The sequence below is a fragment of the Roseomonas elaeocarpi genome, from assembly GCF_042433915.1.
GTDB lineage: Bacteria > Pseudomonadota > Alphaproteobacteria > Acetobacterales > Acetobacteraceae > Roseomonas > Roseomonas elaeocarpi.
On record NZ_JBHLUN010000006.1, the window covers coordinates 77,315 to 92,698 of the forward strand.

At 71.1% G+C, this 15,384-nt stretch carries 15 protein-coding genes; 3 read left to right on the plus strand and 12 right to left on the minus strand.

Going from position 1 to position 15,384, the window contains the following annotated elements; translation table 11 throughout:
• Nucleotides 1-70: 70 nt before the first annotated feature.
• The 4 genes from ACFFGY_RS08875 to ydiJ all read right to left on the minus strand — a co-directional run bounded on the left by ACFFGY_RS08875 (nt 71) and on the right by ydiJ (nt 7,005).
• Nucleotides 71-1,399: an MFS transporter gene (locus ACFFGY_RS08875; protein WP_377044115.1), complete on the minus strand. Its 1,329-nt coding sequence runs from the start codon at nt 1,397-1,399 to the stop codon at nt 71-73.
• A gap of 85 nt (nt 1,400-1,484) precedes the next feature.
• Nucleotides 1,485-2,636 (minus strand): mandelate racemase/muconate lactonizing enzyme family protein, encoded by a 1,152-nt coding sequence (locus tag ACFFGY_RS08880; protein WP_377044116.1) that lies wholly within the window; start codon nt 2,634-2,636, stop codon nt 1,485-1,487.
• Between the two features lie 47 nt (nt 2,637-2,683).
• Complete coding sequence (locus tag ACFFGY_RS08885) at nt 2,684-3,499, minus strand: FadR/GntR family transcriptional regulator (protein WP_377044117.1); 816 nt, start codon at nt 3,497-3,499, stop codon at nt 2,684-2,686.
• Nucleotides 3,500-3,954: 455 nt separating this feature from the next.
• Nucleotides 3,955-7,005, minus strand: a complete 3,051-nt coding sequence (gene ydiJ, locus ACFFGY_RS08890) for a D-2-hydroxyglutarate dehydrogenase YdiJ (protein ID WP_377044118.1) — start codon at nt 7,003-7,005, stop codon at nt 3,955-3,957.
• Between the two features lie 76 nt (nt 7,006-7,081).
• Here ydiJ and ACFFGY_RS08895 point away from each other — a divergent pair, with 76 nt between their 5' ends.
• Entirely contained in the window at nt 7,082-7,702 is a 621-nt protein-coding gene (locus tag ACFFGY_RS08895; RefSeq protein WP_377044119.1) for a YjbF family lipoprotein, read from the plus strand.
• Here ACFFGY_RS08895 and ACFFGY_RS08900 read toward each other — a convergent pair.
• The 7 genes from ACFFGY_RS08900 to ACFFGY_RS08930 all read right to left on the minus strand — a co-directional run bounded on the left by ACFFGY_RS08900 (nt 7,683) and on the right by ACFFGY_RS08930 (nt 12,981).
• Nucleotides 7,683-8,741: a glycosyltransferase family 4 protein gene (locus tag ACFFGY_RS08900; RefSeq protein ID WP_377044120.1), complete on the minus strand. Its 1,059-nt coding sequence runs from the start codon at nt 8,739-8,741 to the stop codon at nt 7,683-7,685. The genes ACFFGY_RS08895 and ACFFGY_RS08900 overlap by 20 nt on opposite strands.
• Nucleotides 8,741-9,493 (minus strand): FkbM family methyltransferase, encoded by a 753-nt coding sequence (locus ACFFGY_RS08905; RefSeq protein ID WP_377044121.1) that lies wholly within the window; start codon nt 9,491-9,493, stop codon nt 8,741-8,743. The genes ACFFGY_RS08900 and ACFFGY_RS08905 overlap by 1 nt, the downstream gene beginning before the upstream one ends.
• A 190-nt stretch (nt 9,494-9,683) precedes the next feature.
• The gene (locus ACFFGY_RS08910; protein WP_377044122.1) at nt 9,684-10,382 is read right to left on the minus strand and encodes a glutathione S-transferase; all 699 of its coding nucleotides are present in this window, start codon (nt 10,380-10,382) and stop codon (nt 9,684-9,686) included.
• Between the two features lie 87 nt (nt 10,383-10,469).
• Nucleotides 10,470-10,895 (minus strand): GFA family protein, encoded by a 426-nt coding sequence (locus tag ACFFGY_RS08915; RefSeq protein ID WP_377044123.1) that lies wholly within the window; start codon nt 10,893-10,895, stop codon nt 10,470-10,472.
• Nucleotides 10,896-10,961: 66 nt separating this feature from the next.
• Nucleotides 10,962-11,981: an NAD(P)/FAD-dependent oxidoreductase gene (locus ACFFGY_RS08920; RefSeq protein ID WP_377044124.1), complete on the minus strand. Its 1,020-nt coding sequence runs from the start codon at nt 11,979-11,981 to the stop codon at nt 10,962-10,964.
• A 356-nt stretch (nt 11,982-12,337) separates the two neighbouring features.
• Nucleotides 12,338-12,658 carry a hypothetical protein gene (locus ACFFGY_RS08925; protein WP_377044125.1) on the minus strand — a complete coding sequence of 107 codons (321 nt, stop codon included), beginning with the start codon at nt 12,656-12,658 and terminating at the stop codon, nt 12,338-12,340.
• 116 nt (nt 12,659-12,774) lie between these two features.
• Nucleotides 12,775-12,981 carry a cold-shock protein gene (locus ACFFGY_RS08930; protein WP_377044126.1) on the minus strand — a complete coding sequence of 69 codons (207 nt, stop codon included), beginning with the start codon at nt 12,979-12,981 and terminating at the stop codon, nt 12,775-12,777.
• 273 nt (nt 12,982-13,254) lie between these two features.
• Here ACFFGY_RS08930 and ACFFGY_RS08935 point away from each other — a divergent pair, with 273 nt between their 5' ends.
• Together ACFFGY_RS08935 and ACFFGY_RS08940 are read left to right on the plus strand one after the other, a co-directional pair.
• On the plus strand, nt 13,255-13,701 hold the full coding sequence (locus ACFFGY_RS08935; protein WP_377044127.1) for a MarR family winged helix-turn-helix transcriptional regulator: 447 nt from the start codon (nt 13,255-13,257) through the stop codon (nt 13,699-13,701).
• Between the two features lie 67 nt (nt 13,702-13,768).
• Nucleotides 13,769-14,194: an organic hydroperoxide resistance protein gene (locus ACFFGY_RS08940; protein WP_377044128.1), complete on the plus strand. Its 426-nt coding sequence runs from the start codon at nt 13,769-13,771 to the stop codon at nt 14,192-14,194.
• 113 nt (nt 14,195-14,307) lie between these two features.
• Here the strand turns inward: ACFFGY_RS08940 and ACFFGY_RS08945 are convergent, their stop codons facing one another.
• Nucleotides 14,308-15,108 (minus strand): SDR family NAD(P)-dependent oxidoreductase, encoded by an 801-nt coding sequence (locus ACFFGY_RS08945; RefSeq protein WP_377044129.1) that lies wholly within the window; start codon nt 15,106-15,108, stop codon nt 14,308-14,310.
• Nucleotides 15,109-15,384 lie beyond the last annotated feature (276 nt).

Below are 15,384 nucleotides of genomic sequence, written 5' to 3' on the forward strand. Positions count from 1 at the left end.
GGCGCATGCCGCGGCACGGGCCGGCTCGCGCAGCGCGGATGGAGGCCGCGACCTCCGCCCGCCGGCAGTGTCAGTCCGGCACGCGCTCGACGCGGCCCACCAGCACGACGTAGCAGAACACCGCCACCACCGCGAGGCCGGAGCACATCAGGAAGGCCGGCGTGAAGGAGCCGCCCTGCACGAGGTAGCCGATCACGATCGGGATCACGATGCCCGACAACCCGCCGAACAGGTTGAACACGCCGCCCGTCAGGCCGATCAGCCGCTCCGGCGCCAGGGTGGACACCAGCGACCAGGTGATCGAGGCCATGCCGGTGCCGAAGAAGGCCACCGTCAGGAACAGGATCACCATGCCGGGCGTGTCCACGTACTGCGCGCCGATGATGATGGTGGACAGCGCCACGCCCGCGATCACCGGCACCTTGCGCGCCACCGCCAGCGTGGCGCCCCGGCGCAGCAGGAAGTCCGACAGGAAGCCTGAGAACAGCACGCCGAAGAAGGCCGCCAGGAAGGGCAGCGAGGCGTAGAAGCCGACCTTGATGAAGTCCATGTGCCGGAACTGCACGAGGTAGGTCGGGAACCACGTCAGGAAGAAGTTGGCCGAGGCCAGCATGCAGAACTGGCCGATATACATGCCCCACAGCTTGCGTCGCGACAGCACGATGCCGAGGTCGCGCCACGAGAACTTCGCTTTGGTCGCCGCGCGCGCCTCGATGCGCGTGCTGAGGTCCGGGATGCCGCCGCCGGCGCGGATCAGCTCGACCTCCGCCGCGTTGGTGCCGCGGAAGCGCGCCGGATCGCGGTACATCGCCACCCAGATCACCGCCAGGATCAGGCCCAGCACGCCGGTCACCAGGAACACCGAGCGCCAGCCATAGGTGACCTCGCACCAGATCAGCGCCGGCGTCAGGAAGCCCAGGCCCACGTACTGCGCCGAGGTGTAGATGCCCACCGTGCTCGCCCGCTCCCGCTCCGGGAACCAGGTCGTCACGATGCGGTTGTTCATGATGTAGGAGGGCGCTTCGAAGGCGCCGACCGCCAGGCGCAGCACCACCAGGCTGGCGAGGCCGCCCACGAAGCCCAGGCACAGCGTCGCCAGCGACCAGAACAGGATCACCAGCGGGTAGAGCAGCTTCGGGTGCACCTTGTCGGCCAGCCATCCGCCGGGGATCTGCAGCGCGACGTAGGTCCAGCCGAAGGCCGAGAACAACCAGCCCATGGTGGCGGTGTCGACGCCCAGCTCCTGCGACAGCGAGGGTGCCGTGATCGAAAGATTGGTGCGGTCGAGGTAGTTCACCACGCCGGTGATGAACAGCAGCGCCACGATCAGGTAGCGCGACCGCGTCGCCGTGCTGCTGTCCAGCCGGCCTGAACCGGCCGGAATATCCGAAGCTGACATCGTTTCCCCTCCGGCCGCGATCCGCACCCTGCGGTGTCGTCGCGGCCTTTCCCCCGTTAGGCCCCGCGCCGGGGCCGGTTGCATGTCACCAGTTGGTAAAAGACCCGTCCTCGCGGCGCAGGTGCGGCGGCTCCGAGAAGCGGAAGGGCTCGCGCATCAGCCGTTCCTCGTCGACCTCGACGCCCAGGCCCGGCACGTCGGGCACGACGTAGGTCGCGCCGTCGAGCACGACCTGCACGGGGAAAATCTCGCTGTTGTCGAAGCCCAGCCGCTCCACCGGGGAATGCCGGCACTCGAGCCAGGAAAAATTGGTCACCGCCGCCGCCAGGTGGACGCTGGCGGCGGTGCAGACGGGGCCCAGCGGGTTGTGCGGCATCAGGTCGACGTAGTGCGCCTCGCTCCAGCCTGCGACCTTCATCGCCTCGGTGAAGCCGCCGACGTTGCAGATGTCGAGGCGGTTGAACTGGTGGATGTCGCGCTCGATGAAGGGCAGGAACTGCCACTTCGAGGAAAACTCCTCGCCGATCGCGAAGGGCACGTCGGTGAGGCGGCGCAGCGCCTCGTAGGCTTCCGGCGTCTCGTCGCGGATCGGCTCCTCGATGTAGTCGAGCGTGCCCGAGGGCATCCGCTGGCAGAAGGACGCCGCTTCCGCCACGCTGAGGCGGTGGTGGTAGTCGATGCCCAGCACCGCCTCGCCGCCCAGCGCCTCGCGCGCCTTGATCATCCAGGGCACGGTGGCGGCGATCGAGGCGCGCGGCTCGAAACGGTCGCGGCTGTGCTGGCCCGCCGGCACGAAACGGATGCTGTTCCAGCCTGCTGCCATCAGCGTCTGCGCCTGCTCGATCATCTCGGGCCCCGGCTCGGCGGCCGTGGTGGCGAAGGCCGGCACGCGGTCGCGGTGCTTGCCGCCCAGCAGCTGATACACCGGCACGCCCAGCGCCTTGCCCTTGATGTCGTGCAGCGCGATGTCGATGGCGCCGATCGCCGCGGTCAGCACGCGACCGCCCTCGAAATACTGCGAGCGGTACATCTCCTGCCACAGCGCGCCCGCGCGCATCGGGTCGCGGCCGAGCAGGAACTCGCGGTAATGCGCCATGGCGCCCGCCACGGCCTGCTCGCGTCCCGACAGGCCGGACTCGCCCCAGCCATAGACGCCCTCGTCGGTCTCGACCTTCACCAGCATCTGGTTGCGGCTGCCGACCCAGGGAATGAAGGTCTTGATGTTGGTGATCTTCACGGGCGTTCTTCCTCCGGTTCGTTCTTGTTGCGGCGTACCGCGCGGATTCAGGACCCTGCCGGCGGCCCGGCGGGGGCGACCCAGAAGGAGCTGTCGCGCTCCACCGCCGTAGCACCGTGCTCGCCGCGCGCGGTGATCGCGATGGCGATGTGCCGCGCCTCCTCGGCCCGGCCGCCGGCGATGGCGGCGGCCAGCGCGATGTGGATCGCGGGATTGGGGTCGTAGCGGTGCTCGCCGCCCACGGAGTCGAGGCTGATGCGGAACAGCGCTTCCAGCAGGATCTTCAGCGGGTGGCGGAACCCGGCCACGAGGCTGTTGTGCGTGGCCTCCAGAACCATGAGGTGGAACCCCACGTCGATCGCCACCGAAGCCTCCGGCGTCGCATCCAGCAGAGCCCGGGCCTGCGCCACCAGCGCCGCGCGTTCCTCCGCCGTGGCGTTGACCGCCGCCAGCGCCGCCGCGCCGGGCTCGATCATCGCGCGCAGCGCCGACAACTCCCGCAGGAAGCGGGCGTAGCTGGCCGGGTCCGACAGGTGCCAGGTCAGGATGTCCGGGTCGAACAGGTTCCATTCCGACCGTTCGCACACGCGCGAGCCGTAGCGCCGCGCGGTCCGCACCAGCCCCTTGCCGGCCAGCACCTTCACTGCCTCGCGCAGGGCGTTGCGGCCGACGCCGAACTCGCTGGCGAGCGCCTCCTCGAAGGGCAGGGACGCGCCAGGCGCCCAGCGGCCGGACACGATCGCCAGGCCCATGGCATTCACGGTGGCCTGGATCAGACCGCGCGGCAGCACGGCGCCGGCGACGAGGCGGGTGGTGTGGGGCAGGCTGGCGGCGTCCTCGCGCCCCTTCTTCGTGGCGGGCATGCGGTGACGCTAAAACCCATCTAGAGATGCCGTCAATCGGGGTTTCCGAGTCATCCCGCGCGACCCGCGCTTTTCTTCTCCGGTTCCAAGGCCTGGATCGTGCTGTTCGGGCCGCTGTTCCGGGATGGGAGACCATGGGTGGAAGGGGGGCGCCGGCTCTGGCGAAGCTCCGGGGGAGAGAAGGAATTCTCTCCCCCGGACCCCCTCTCATCTTCTTCTGAGAGCGCTGCCGCGCGGCGGGTGGAGGTCGGTCGCGGAACGGTGGCCATTGGCGCTGCTGAAACGAACCAGATTGCTGTTCAGCACTGGCTGACGCGTCCCTCGCTCCGGCTCATCGAGCCGGAGCGCACGGCGTCCGCCACGTTCCCGCGGCAGCGTCCCAAAAAAGAAGAGGGGCGAGGGGGCCGGGGAGGGGGAGAACACCTTCTCCCCCCGGGACAGAGCCCCACCAAGCATCACGCCGCCTCGCGCTGCTCCGGAGCAACCGCCGGAACGCCCACCCGCAGCGCCTGCAGCAGCGCGGTGGCCGGGTGCGGCAGCGACACCGCGCCGAAGCGCTTGACCTGCGAGCGGCAGGAATACCCCGTGGCCACCAGCCCATCCGGCGAGGCGACGTGCCGTTCCCAGCTCAGCGCGTAGATGGCGGCCGAGGTGTCGCGGTGCTCGGCCTCGTGCCCGTAGGTACCGGCCATGCCGCAGCACCCGGCGGCCAGGATCTCCAGCTTCAACCCGTGGCGCGCGTAGATTGACTGCCAGTCGCGCAGCGAGGCCAGGGCGTTGGTGCGCTCCGTGCAGTGCGGCAGCAGGCGGTAGGTGCCGGCGGCCTGCGCCGTGGCGGCCGGAGCCTGCTTCGCCAGCCATTCCTGCAGCAGCAGGACCTCCGGCACCGCCTCGCGCCCCAGCGCCTCGACGTACTCGGCGCGGTAGGTCAGCGTCATCGAGGGGTCGATGCCCACCAGCGGCACGCCGGTGGCACCCAGTTCCCGCAGCATCGTGGCATTGCTGCGCGCGGTCTCGGCAAAGTCGGCAAGGAAGCCGTGGACGTGCTGCGCCTTGCCGTTGGCGCGGAAGGGCGCCACGGCGGGGCGGAAGCCCAGCGCGAGGAGAAGGTCCAGCACGTCGAGCACCAGCCCGGTCTCGTAGAAGCCGGTAAAGGCGTCCTGCACGATCACCACGCTGCGCGCGCGTTCCTCATCACTCAGCGCCCGCAGCGCCGCGGGCGAGGCGAAGTGCAGCCCGCGGCGACGCAGCTCGGCGCCGAGGTCGATGCCCGACAGCTTGGGCGAGTCCACCAGCCCGACCCAGCGCATCGCTGCCGTGCCGAGCCCGCTGCCGACCAGGGCGTTGTAGAGCCCCGGCATCCGCGCCAGCGCCGGCGCCATCCGCTCCACCTGCGCCACGAGGTGATCCTTGGCGGGCCGCAGGTAGCGGGTGTGGTACAGTTCCAGGAACTTCGAGCGGAAGCTCGGCACGTTGACCTTGATCGGGCAGCCGCCGACGCAGGATTTGCAGGCGAGGCAGCCGTCCATCGCCTCCTTCACCGCGTGGTTGAAGTCGCCCTCGCCACGACGGAGCCGCAAGGTGTTGCCGATGCGCGCCGGCAGGTCGCGCAGGCGCGGGCGGCCGCGTTCGGCCAGCGTGTCGGTGCCGGCCACGGCCAGGCGGCGCAGCCATTCCTTGACCAGCATGGCGCGGCCCTTGGGCGAGTGCCGCCGTTCCCGCGTCGCCTTCCAGGACGGGCACATCGCGTCGTCCGGGTCCCAGTTGAAGCAGGCGCCGTTGCCGTTGCAGTGCATCGCCTCGTCATAGGCAGCGCGCACCGGTTCCGGCACGGTACGGTCGCGCTGGCCTCGCGTCGGCACGCCGTCCACCCGCAGCAGCGCCGCGCCGTCGGGCGCCGCGATCTTGCCGGGGTTGAGCTGGTTGTGCGGGTCGAAGCCGGCCTTCACCGCCTGCAGCAGCGGATACAGCGACCCGAAGAAGCGCGGCGAGAATTCCGAGCGGATGCCCTTGCCGTGTTCGCCCCAGAGCAAGCCGCCGTACTTGTGCGTCAGCGCCGCCACCGCGTCGGTGACCTCGCGGATCAGCAGCTCCTGCTTCGGGTCCTTCATGTCGATCGAGGGGCGGACATGCAGCACGCCCGCGTCGACGTGGCCGAACATGCCGTAGTCGAGGCCGCGCTCGTCCAGCAGCGCGCGGAACTCGGCGATGTAGTCCGCCAGGTTCTCGGGCGGCACGGCGGTGTCCTCCACGAAGGGGATCGGCCGCTTGTCGCCCGGCATGTTGCCGAGCAGGCCCACCGCGCGCTTGCGCATGTTCCAGATGCGCGTCACCGGCGCCTCGCCCCAGGCCACGGTGTAGCCGGTGCGGTGGCCGGCGAAGCCCGCCGCGTCCAGCGTGCCGGTGAGGCGCGCGACCGCGGCCTCCACCGCCTCGGCGCTGTCGCCCACGAACTCGATCAGGTTGATGCCGCGCGCCGGCGCGCCGTTGTCGTCGGGCAGGTACTCGCGCACGCCGTCCCACACGATGTCGCGCTGCGCCAGGCCCAGCACCTTGCTGTCCACCGTCTCGATCGAGGCGGCGCCGAAGCCGATCAGCGCGTTGGCGTCGCGCAGCGCGGCGTCGAAGCTGCTGTAGCGCAGGTTCACCAGCGCCACGTGCTTGGGGATCGGCAGGATGTTCAGCCGCGCTTCCGCCAGCACGCCCAGCGTGCCCTCGGAGCCGCAGAGCACCGCGTTGGGATCGAGCCGCCCGTTCTTGTCGCGCAGGTGCGCCAGGTCGTAGCCGGTCAGGCAGCGGTTGAGCTTGGGAAACTGCGCCTCGATCTCGGCCGCGTGCTCCCGCCCGATGGTGTCGAGCAGCCGCAGGATCGTGCCGACCCGGCCGCCGTCGCGCGCCGCCTCGCGCAGCGCCTCGCTTTCCAGGGGCGCGGTGTCCCAGACCGTGCCGTCCACCAGCACCACCCGCAGGCCCAGCACGTGGTTGCGCGTCTTGCCGTACAGGCAGGAGCCCTGGCCGGAAGCGTCGGTGGAGATCATCCCGCCGACCGTCGCGCGGTTGGAGGTCGAGAGCTCGGGCGCGAAGAACATCCCGTGCGGCAGCAGCGCGGCGTTGAGCTGGTCCTTGACCACCCCGGCCTCGACCCGGGCCCAGCCCTCGGCGATGTTGATCTCGAGGATGCGGTTCATGTGCCGCGACAGGTCGAACACGATGCCGTCGGTCAGCGACTGCCCGTTGGTGCCGGTGCCGCCGCCGCGGGGCGCCAGCTTCACGGCGCGGAAGCGCTCCTCGGCCAGCAGGCGCATCACCCGCGCGATGTCGGCCACGTCGCGCGGAAAGATCACCGCCTGGGGGGTGAGCTGGTACACCGAGTTGTCAGTGGCGAAGACGGTGCGGGCGCCGTCGTCGTCCGACAGATCGCCGGTGAAGCCCGAGTCCCCGAGCGCTTCCAGGAAGCGCAGGGTCAGGGCATCCGGGGCAGGGATCTCGGCGAGGCGTGGGATCATGGCGGGACGTTCCCTCCGCCGGGCGGGCGGGCTTGTCAAATCAAATGGCCCCTCCCGCGCGGGGGATGAGGCCCCTATGCTGCACGCGATGCGTGTCCTGCCCCTGCTGCTCCTGCTCGCCGCCTGCGGCAACACGCCGACCGGCGACCTCCTGCGCGCCGGCCTCGCCCCGCCGCCGAGCCGGCTGCCGCCCGAGGGCGCCGAGGCGCTGCCGCCGGAACCCGCCCTGTCGGTCACCATCAACGGGCGGCGAACGATCGCCACGCTGATCCAGAGCAACGGCGAGCAGCGGATGTGGCGCTCGCCAAACGGGCTGGTGGTGCAGACCGACGGGGCGCGGGTGGTGGCCACCGCCGGGACGCGCACCTGGCTGGCGGCGACGCGCATCGACGGGCCCGATCCGCTGGACGACCCCACCGCGCTGGCGGATCAGCCGGCGGTGATGCACCGCTCGGTGGACCTGATGCGCAGCGACCGATCCCCGGACCACATGCGCTTCGGCGTGCCGGTGGAATGCCGGCTGCGCGGCGTCCGCCAGCCCGACGCGCTCCTGATCGAGGAGCGCTGCGGCGGCGGCGCCTCCTTCACCAACCTTTACTGGGCCGAGCCCGAGACCGGCTCGATCTGGCGGTCACAGCAATGGGTGGGCGGCGACGCGCCGGCGGTGATCGAGGTGATCACCCCGCCCGCCAGCTGAGCCCCGCGCGCCGCACCCGCCACGCCACGACCGCCAGCCAGAGGAGCTGTACCGCGAGCGCCGGCAGCACGATCAGCGGCTTGAACCAGGGCGACATCTGCAGGAACAGGATCGCCAGCACGCCGTGAAAGATGGCGAAGCCCCAGTGGGTGGCCGCCACCACCCGGGTCGGCATGCCGCTGCGCTGGGCCATCTGATACAGGTGCGTGCGGTGCGCCTTGCTCAGCTGCTCGCGCAGGGCGGCGCGGCGCAGCAGGGTGAAGCCGCTGTCGAACAGCAGCGCGAAGAGCAGCAGCGGCACGATCAGGAACGAGCCCTGCGTGCTGTCGAACCGCGCCGAGGCCACCGCCAGCACGGCCAGGATGAAGCCCAGGAACTGCGACCCCACGTCGCCCAGGAAGATGCGCGCGGGCGACACGTTGAAGGGCAGGAAGCCCAGGAGGCCCGCCGCCAGGAACAGCGCCGCGGCATACACGAACCAGCCCCCCGACAGCGCCGCCACGAGGCACAGCGCCAGGCAGGCCACCAGCACCGCGCCGCCCACCAGCCCGTCCAGCCCGTCCATGAAGTTGACCGCGTTGGTGCAGGCCAGGATCCAGAACACGGTCAGCACCGGCCCCAGCAGCCCGAACTGCACCACGCCGGTCCAGGGCAGGGCCAGGCGCTGCACCACCAGCCCGCTCGCCACCGCCACCAGCGCCGCCACGCCTTGCGCCAGGAGCTTCACCGAGAAGCGCAGGTTCACCACGTCGTCCACCAGCGACACCGCGGCGATGGCGACCGCGGCCAGGATCACGCCGACGAACTGCATCTCGGCGATGCGGGCGTACTGGGCGCTGCCGTAGAGCACCAGCATGCCCAGGATAAACGCCGCCACCACGCCCACGCCCCCGCCGCGCGGCGTGGGCACCGAGTGGGCGGAGCGGGCATTGGGCCGGTCCAGGATGGGGCGGGCGATCATCAGCCGCACCAGGGCGGCCGAGAAGAGGGCGAGCAGCCCGGCGAAGCCGAGGTGCTGGAGAAAGGCGGAAAGCTGCATCAGGGGCGGACCTGCCCCGGCTCCAGGCTGGCGTAAAGGTCGCCGCTGTTGGCCTCGTGCGGCAGGGCGGCGATCCAGCGGGCCATGGCGGCGGCGTCCTGCGCCTCGGCGAAGCGGAAGGCGGTGTTTTCGCCCAGGCAGGCGTTGAAGCGGTAGGGTCCCAGCCCCGCGAGTCGGGCGAGGCATTCGGCGGCGACGTCGCGCTGGATCGTGGTGAACTCGACGCTCAGCGCCGCCACGGGGTGATGGAGGCCGCGCAGCGCCTCGGCCTCGAAGCCTTCCACATCGAGCTTGATGAAACTTGGCACCCCGTGCGCGGCGATCAGCGCGTCGAGCGTGGTGACGGGGCGGGGCAGGGTGGCGTCCCAGTGCTGCCCCTCCCAGCCCGGCGCGCCGGTGGCGGCGGCCACGAAACGCTCCGACGCCGTGGCCACGGTGGGGTTGGCGGTGTTGAGGCGCAGCACGGCCTCGCCCTCGGTGGCACCCACCAGCGCTTCCACCACCGCCACGTCCGGGTCGTGGCGGAACAGCAGGCGGAGCAGGCGGGCCAGGCGCGGCTGCGGCTCCACCGCCACGGCGCGGGCGCCCAGCCGCCGGAAGCTCGCGCAGCGATCGCCCACATGGGCGCCCAGGTCGAAGGCGAGCGACCCCGGCCCCACGAAGCGGGCGAGGTGGCGGTCCAGCAGCGCGGCCCGCCCCGGGGCGTAGTAGGTGCGCAACGACTGCCCGATCGCGGCGGCGGCGCGGCTCATCCGCGCGACGCCGCCGTGTCCTGGGCCATGCCCTGGGCTCTGCCCCGGATAGCGCACCGGACCGCGCATCGAGCTGCGTCCCGGCCTGTGACAGGAGCGGCGGCGCAACGGACGGGGCCCGACACCGTCCTGTGCCGCCGGCGATGCGGCGGACCGAGTGGCAGGCGAAGGCTCACGGCGCGCGAGGGGATCAGGCCAGGGTCTCGTAGCGGTCCAGCAGCCATTCCCGGGGCTCGGCCCCGGCCTCGGCATACCATCGCTCCATCAGCGGGTGCATCCGCACCGCCAGGGCATAGGCGGTGCTGCGCTCCGACAGGTCCGGCTTGTAGGTCAGGAAGCGGGCGACCACGGGGGCGAACATCGCATCCGCCGCGCCGAAGCCTTCGCCGAACAGGAAGGGGCCGCCATGGGCGCGCAGGCACTCGTCCCAGATTGCCTCGATCCGGGCGATGTCGGCGAGGCTCTCGGGCGTGCGGCCGCGCCCGGCGAAATCGTCGCGGCCGAGGTTCATCGGCATGGCGATGCGCAGCGCTCGGAAGCCCGCGTGCATCTCCGCCGCGACGGAGCGGGCATGGGCGCGTGCCGCCCGGTCGGATGGCCAGAGGGCGGGCGTGATCTCGGCGCAGTATTCCAGGATCGACAGGCTTTCCCAGGCGCGGACGCCGCGATGCTCGAGATAGGGCACGAGGCCGGCCGGGGTGGCGGCTTTGATCGCCTCAGTGCCGCCGCCCGTGCTGGCCGCCAGCGGGATCAGCACTTCCTCGACCTTCAGGCCGGCGAGGTGGACGGCCAGCCAGCCGCGCAGGCTCCAGGAGGAATAGCGCTTGGTGCCGATCACCAGGCGGCCCTCGGTGACGGGGGCGCCGGTGCTGTCGGACGGCTCGGCCATGCGGCGTTCTCCTTACTATCTTACTATCTTACTATCTTACTTCGCCGCCGGCCGAACCCCGCGGCCCTCCCCCGGCGCCCCCGCAGGTCAGTCCGCCGGGATGAAGCGCAGGTGCCCGGCGATGCCCGAGCCGCCCGGCGTGTCGGCCGGGTGGTTGATGCCGTCATTCACCACGACGTCCGCGAAGTCGAAGGGGCTGACGCCCTCGAGGCAGGCCGCGTTGATGCCGAACTGGCGGGGGTTCGAACGCCGCTGGTGGTGCGTGTAGATGCCGCAGACCGAGCAGAACCAGTGCCGCGCCGTGCCGGTGTTGAAGCGGTACAGCGTCAGCCGGTCCTCGCCGGCCAGCACCTCCAGGTCCTCCATCGCGGCTGAAACCACCACGGCCCCGCGCATCCGGCAGTAGGAGCAGGTGCAGCGCCGCGCCGTGCGCAGCCCATCGGTCAGCCGCGCCCGGAAGCGGACCGTGCCGCAGTGACAGGCGCCACCGGTCCAGGGCGTGTTCTCGGGCATCCGCTGGTCCTCCGTTGCGCGGCGGAGCCTACAGGCTTTCCCCGGCGGCCGGGAATGGCGCGGCCGTTATTCCGCGGCGATGCCCTTGCTGGTGGAATACTCGAAGTGCAGCGCCTCGCCCGGGAAGACGCGCGGGTGGATGCTGTGCGCCGCCACGGCGGCCTCGCTGAAGCCCTGGAGGATCAGCTTGAGCTTGCCGGGATAGGTCGCGACGTCGCCGATCGCGTGGATGCCGGGGATCGAGGTTTCGCCCGTGGCGGGGTTCACCGTGACGTGCGACCGGTCGAGGCCCAGGCCCCATTCCGCGATGGGGCCGAGCTCCATGGAAAGGCCGAAGAAGGCCAGCAGGTGGTCGGCCTGCACCTCGCGCACCTCGCCCTTGAGGGTGGCCAGCGAGACATGGGTCAGATGGCCGTCCTCGCCCTTGAGGCCGTGCAGCTGGTAGGGGATCGCGAGCTCGATCTCGCCGCGCGCCGCGGCGGCCTCCATCTGCGCCACGGTCTCGGGCGCCGCGCGGAACTTCGGGCGGCGGTGCACCACGGTGACCTTGGCCGCGACCTGCTTGAGCGAGAGCGCCCAGTCCACCGCGCTGTCGCCGCCGCCGGCGATCACCACGTGCTTGCCGCGGAAGTCCTCGCGCCTGGAGACCAGGTAGCGGACGCCGCCGGTGCGCTCGAAGGCCTCGAGGTTTTCCAGCGGCGGGCGGTTCGGGCCGAAGGCGCCGGCGCCGGCGGCCAGGATCACGGCCTTGGCGGTCACGGTGTCACCCGTGCTGGTGCCCAGCGTGAAGCTGCCGTCGGGCGACTGTGTCAGCGTCTCGACCCGGCGGCCGAGCAGGTAGGTCGGCGTGAAGGGGCGCGCCTGCTCCTGGAGTTGGGCGATCAGCTCGCCGGCCGGGATGCGCGGGTGGGCCGGAATGTCGAAGATCGGCTTTTCGGGATACAGCGCGGTGCACTGGCCGCCGATGGCTTCCAGCGTGTCGATCACCGTGCAGCGCATCTTCAGCATGCCGCACTCGAACACGGCGAAGAGGCCGGCCGGCCCGGCGCCGATCACGGCCACGTCGGTGTCGATGCGTGCGGTCATGCGGGATCTCCCATCGCTCCGGTTCGGTTGCTTCCCGAAGGGAAGACCGGCCGGGCGGCGGTTGATACAGCGAAGCGGAGGCTGCTGATAGGGTGGCAGGCTGCCCGGGGCGCCGCCCCGTGCCTAACACCCGGGGCATAACACTCAGGGCATCACAACCGGTGCATACCACCCGGTGCCGGGCCACGGGTGGTTCCCCGTGAAACGCGGTGTCGGCGCGCCAGCGGCCAGCACACCCATCGCGCGGAATGGCGCGCGCCCGAGGAGGGGGCGGAGCCTGGGGCGGCGCCGGTCGGCGATGTCCGGAAGAGCCGCGGCCCCTGGGGCGGGAAGCGCGGCGGTGCGGAGTAGGCTGGTTAGCCCAGGATGTCCTGAACGATCCGGCGGATTTCCGCGGGCGTCAGGGTGGAGGCTTCCGGCTGGTGGCGGGGCGTGGCGGCGAAGCGCTGGCCCTTTGCCTGGGACGGAAGACGGTCTGGACGGGTGTTGTGATGCGGGGCGCGAACCGGCGCCGCCTTGGTCGAAGTAACGAACATTTCTTGCTTTTTTCCTGATACCGCGGCCTCCAGTTCCTGGAGCCGTCCGGCGTCGAAATCTAGGGTGATGATGATGAACAATGCATGAGCGGCGTCCGGCGCGATGTCCGGAACAGCCCCGACCGGGAAAAGGGCGGGCACGGCGACAATGTCACGCGCGCCCGAAACCTCGTCTCATGCGTCCGGTACGTCACCCGAGGTGCCGGCACGGCAGGCTCGATGCTGCCAATGTGACCCCTGGGGTGCGGTAGGAGCGCTCAGGCGCGCTTCAGGTTGCCGGCAGAAATCTTGCCCTGCTGACCGCGCTGCGGCTCGAACTCGATCTTGTCGCCTTCACGCAGATCGCCGATGCCGGAGCGCTGGACATCGGAGACGTGCACGAACACGTCCTTGCTGCCGTCCTCGGGCTCGATGAAGCCGTAACCCTTGGTGGCGTTGAACCACTTAACAGTGCCGATTGCCATGGTGTGATTCCGATCCTTGGCAGATGACCCGACAGGCGAACGTGCCTGGAGGGATCAAACCTTTGGGCGGACTTCAACACCGGGCTCGGCGCTCGATCACGAGCTCGGAGAGCAGGCCGAACCAAGGGACTTGATGGAAACCTAGATGGGGTATGGCAGCCCGCGGAACAACGCGCGTTCGCGTGATGGTGGAAATAAATCGACCACACCTCGCGAAAAATATGTTGCGCACAATCATATTGGGCAATACATAAGGCGCAGGAGGGAAGGGTCATGGCGGATACCGAACGGGACCTGTTGCGGCTGGATGAGCAGACCTGCTTCGCCCTGTACTCGGCGTCGCACGCGCTCAACCGCGCCTACGCGCCGTTGCTGGAACCGCTGGACCTCACCTACCCGCAGTACCTGGTGATGCTGGTGCTGTGGGAGCGCGACGGGCTGCTGGTGAAGGAGATCGGCCAGAGGCTGCTTCTCGACACCGGCACGCTGACGCCGCTGCTCAAGCGCATGGAGGCGGCGGGGCTGCTGAGCCGGACCCGCGATCCGGCGGATGAGCGCCAGGTGCGCGTCGCGCTGACGGCGCAGGGCCTGGCGCTGCGTGAAAAGGCCAGGGCCATCCCGCCGCGGGTGGCCTGCGCCATGGACCTGCCGCAGCCCGAACTGGTGGCGCTGCGGGATGGGCTGCTGCGCCTGCGCGAGAACCTCGTGCGGGCGGACTGAGTGAGTGCGTGCAACGCGCCGCCGGCGGGGGGTCCCCACCCGGCGGCCATGATCGGGACGAACGACGATGCCTGTTGACGTGAAGTACACCACCTCCGCCACCGCCACCGGGGGCCGCGACGGCCGCTCCACCACCGCCGACGGCTCGCTCGACGTGAAGCTGGCCACCCCCAAGGAGCTGGGCGGCGCGGGCGGCGAGGGCAACAACCCCGAGCAGCTCTTCGCGGCCGGCTACGCCGCCTGCTTCCTGGGCGCCATGAAGGCAATCAGCGGCAAGGTGGGCGTGCGCGTCCCGGCCGACGCCACGGTCCAGGCGACGGTGGGCATCGGCCCGCGTTCCGAGGGGGGCTTCGGCATCACCGCGGCGCTGCGGGTCACGCTGCCGGGCGTGGAGCACGACAAGGCCGAGGCGCTGGTGAACGAGGCGCACCAGATCTGCCCCTATTCCAACGCGACGCGCAACAACGTGGACGTGCAGCTGACGGTGGCCTGAAGGCCGCCGATCACGGGGCGCGGGCCGGTCCCGCGCCCGGTTTCACGATCCTGGCAGGGGCGCTCCCCGGCGGCGGAACGCCAGGAACGCCGGCTGCCGGGACCGCCGGGTCGCTACCGCCCCGGCCCCAGGACGTAGGCCTGGGCGGTGCGTCCGGGCAAGGCGCGCAGGAGGCGGTCAACCCGGTCCGCCGGCAGGATGTTCACCACCTGGGCGCCGAGTGCCATCCAGCGCGGAAAGGTCACCCGCGGCCGCCCGCGCGGCAGGTGGCGCAGGATGGTGGCGGCGGCGTGCTCCGCGCTCATCAGCCCCGGCATGTGGTAGGTGTTGTCGGCCGTCATCGCGGTGCGGACGTAGCCCGGGCAGAAGCTCGTGATGATCACGCCCTGCCGCCGGGTGTTGATGCCCGTGGCCTGGACCCAGGTGTCCAGCGCCGTCTTGGAGGCCGCGTAGGCCGGGCCGCCCGGCATGGCCATGTACACCGCCATCGAGGCCAGCACGGCGATCCGCCCCCGTACGCCGTCGGGGCCCGGCGCCTGGGTCAGCATCGCCTCGATCGCGGGCTGCGCGGTGTTCAGCGCGCCGTCGAGGTTGGTGCTGAAGATCTCCTGCGCCTGCGCGGCGGGCTCGATCCCGCCGCCGGTGCCCGCCGCGATGCCGGCATTGGCGACCACCAGGTCCAGCGGGCCCGCGCCGTGGATCCAGCGTGCCATGCCGTCGCGGTCGCGCACGTCGAGGATGCGGGTGTCCACCGCGGCGCCGCGGGCCCGCGCCTGCGCCGCCACGGATTCGAGGCGCGAACTGTCGCGGCCGGACAGGTGCAGGGTGACGCCCGGCGCCGCGCAGAGCAGGGCCAGGGCTTCCCCGATCCCGCGCGAGGCGCCGGTGATCAGGACGTTGTTGTACTGCGGCAAGGCTTGGTTCCCGGAACGTCGTGATCGGGCGACGGTGCGGGCCATGATGCGGCCGGCGCGTCCGGGCGGCAACGTCGCGCCCGGGAGGCCCGGCCCTGGATCGGCGAACCCCGATCCGTGGCCCCGAATATGCCGGTCCCGGTCTGGTCCGGATCCTTTGGGTCCAGGAGGTTTGCCCGCCCGGACGGGCGGGCGGCTGGTAGCGCCGCCTCCCGGCCTGCGCGCCGCATCACTGCGGCCGCCGTGCCGCGGGCGCCTCCGATGCGGGGGCGATCG

Coding starts and splice junctions, on each gene's coding strand:
- ACFFGY_RS08875 (WP_377044115.1), bottom strand. CDS start 1,399: ATGTCAGCTTCGGATATTCCGGCCGGTTCAGGCCGGCTGGACAGCAGC.
- ACFFGY_RS08885 (WP_377044117.1), bottom strand. CDS start 3,499: ATGCCCGCCACGAAGAAGGGGCGCGAGGACGCCGCCAGCCTGCCCCAC.
- ydiJ (WP_377044118.1), bottom strand. CDS start 7,005: ATGATCCCACGCCTCGCCGAGATCCCTGCCCCGGATGCCCTGACCCTG.
- ACFFGY_RS08895 (WP_377044119.1), top strand. CDS start 7,082: ATGCTGCACGCGATGCGTGTCCTGCCCCTGCTGCTCCTGCTCGCCGCC.
- ACFFGY_RS08900 (WP_377044120.1), bottom strand. CDS start 8,741: ATGCAGCTTTCCGCCTTTCTCCAGCACCTCGGCTTCGCCGGGCTGCTC.
- ACFFGY_RS08905 (WP_377044121.1), bottom strand. CDS start 9,493: ATGAGCCGCGCCGCCGCCGCGATCGGGCAGTCGTTGCGCACCTACTAC.
- ACFFGY_RS08910 (WP_377044122.1), bottom strand. CDS start 10,382: ATGGCCGAGCCGTCCGACAGCACCGGCGCCCCCGTCACCGAGGGCCGC.
- ACFFGY_RS08915 (WP_377044123.1), bottom strand. CDS start 10,895: ATGCCCGAGAACACGCCCTGGACCGGTGGCGCCTGTCACTGCGGCACG.
- ACFFGY_RS08920 (WP_377044124.1), bottom strand. CDS start 11,981: ATGACCGCACGCATCGACACCGACGTGGCCGTGATCGGCGCCGGGCCG.
- ACFFGY_RS08930 (WP_377044126.1), bottom strand. CDS start 12,981: ATGGCAATCGGCACTGTTAAGTGGTTCAACGCCACCAAGGGTTACGGC.
- ACFFGY_RS08935 (WP_377044127.1), top strand. CDS start 13,255: ATGGCGGATACCGAACGGGACCTGTTGCGGCTGGATGAGCAGACCTGC.
- ACFFGY_RS08940 (WP_377044128.1), top strand. CDS start 13,769: ATGCCTGTTGACGTGAAGTACACCACCTCCGCCACCGCCACCGGGGGC.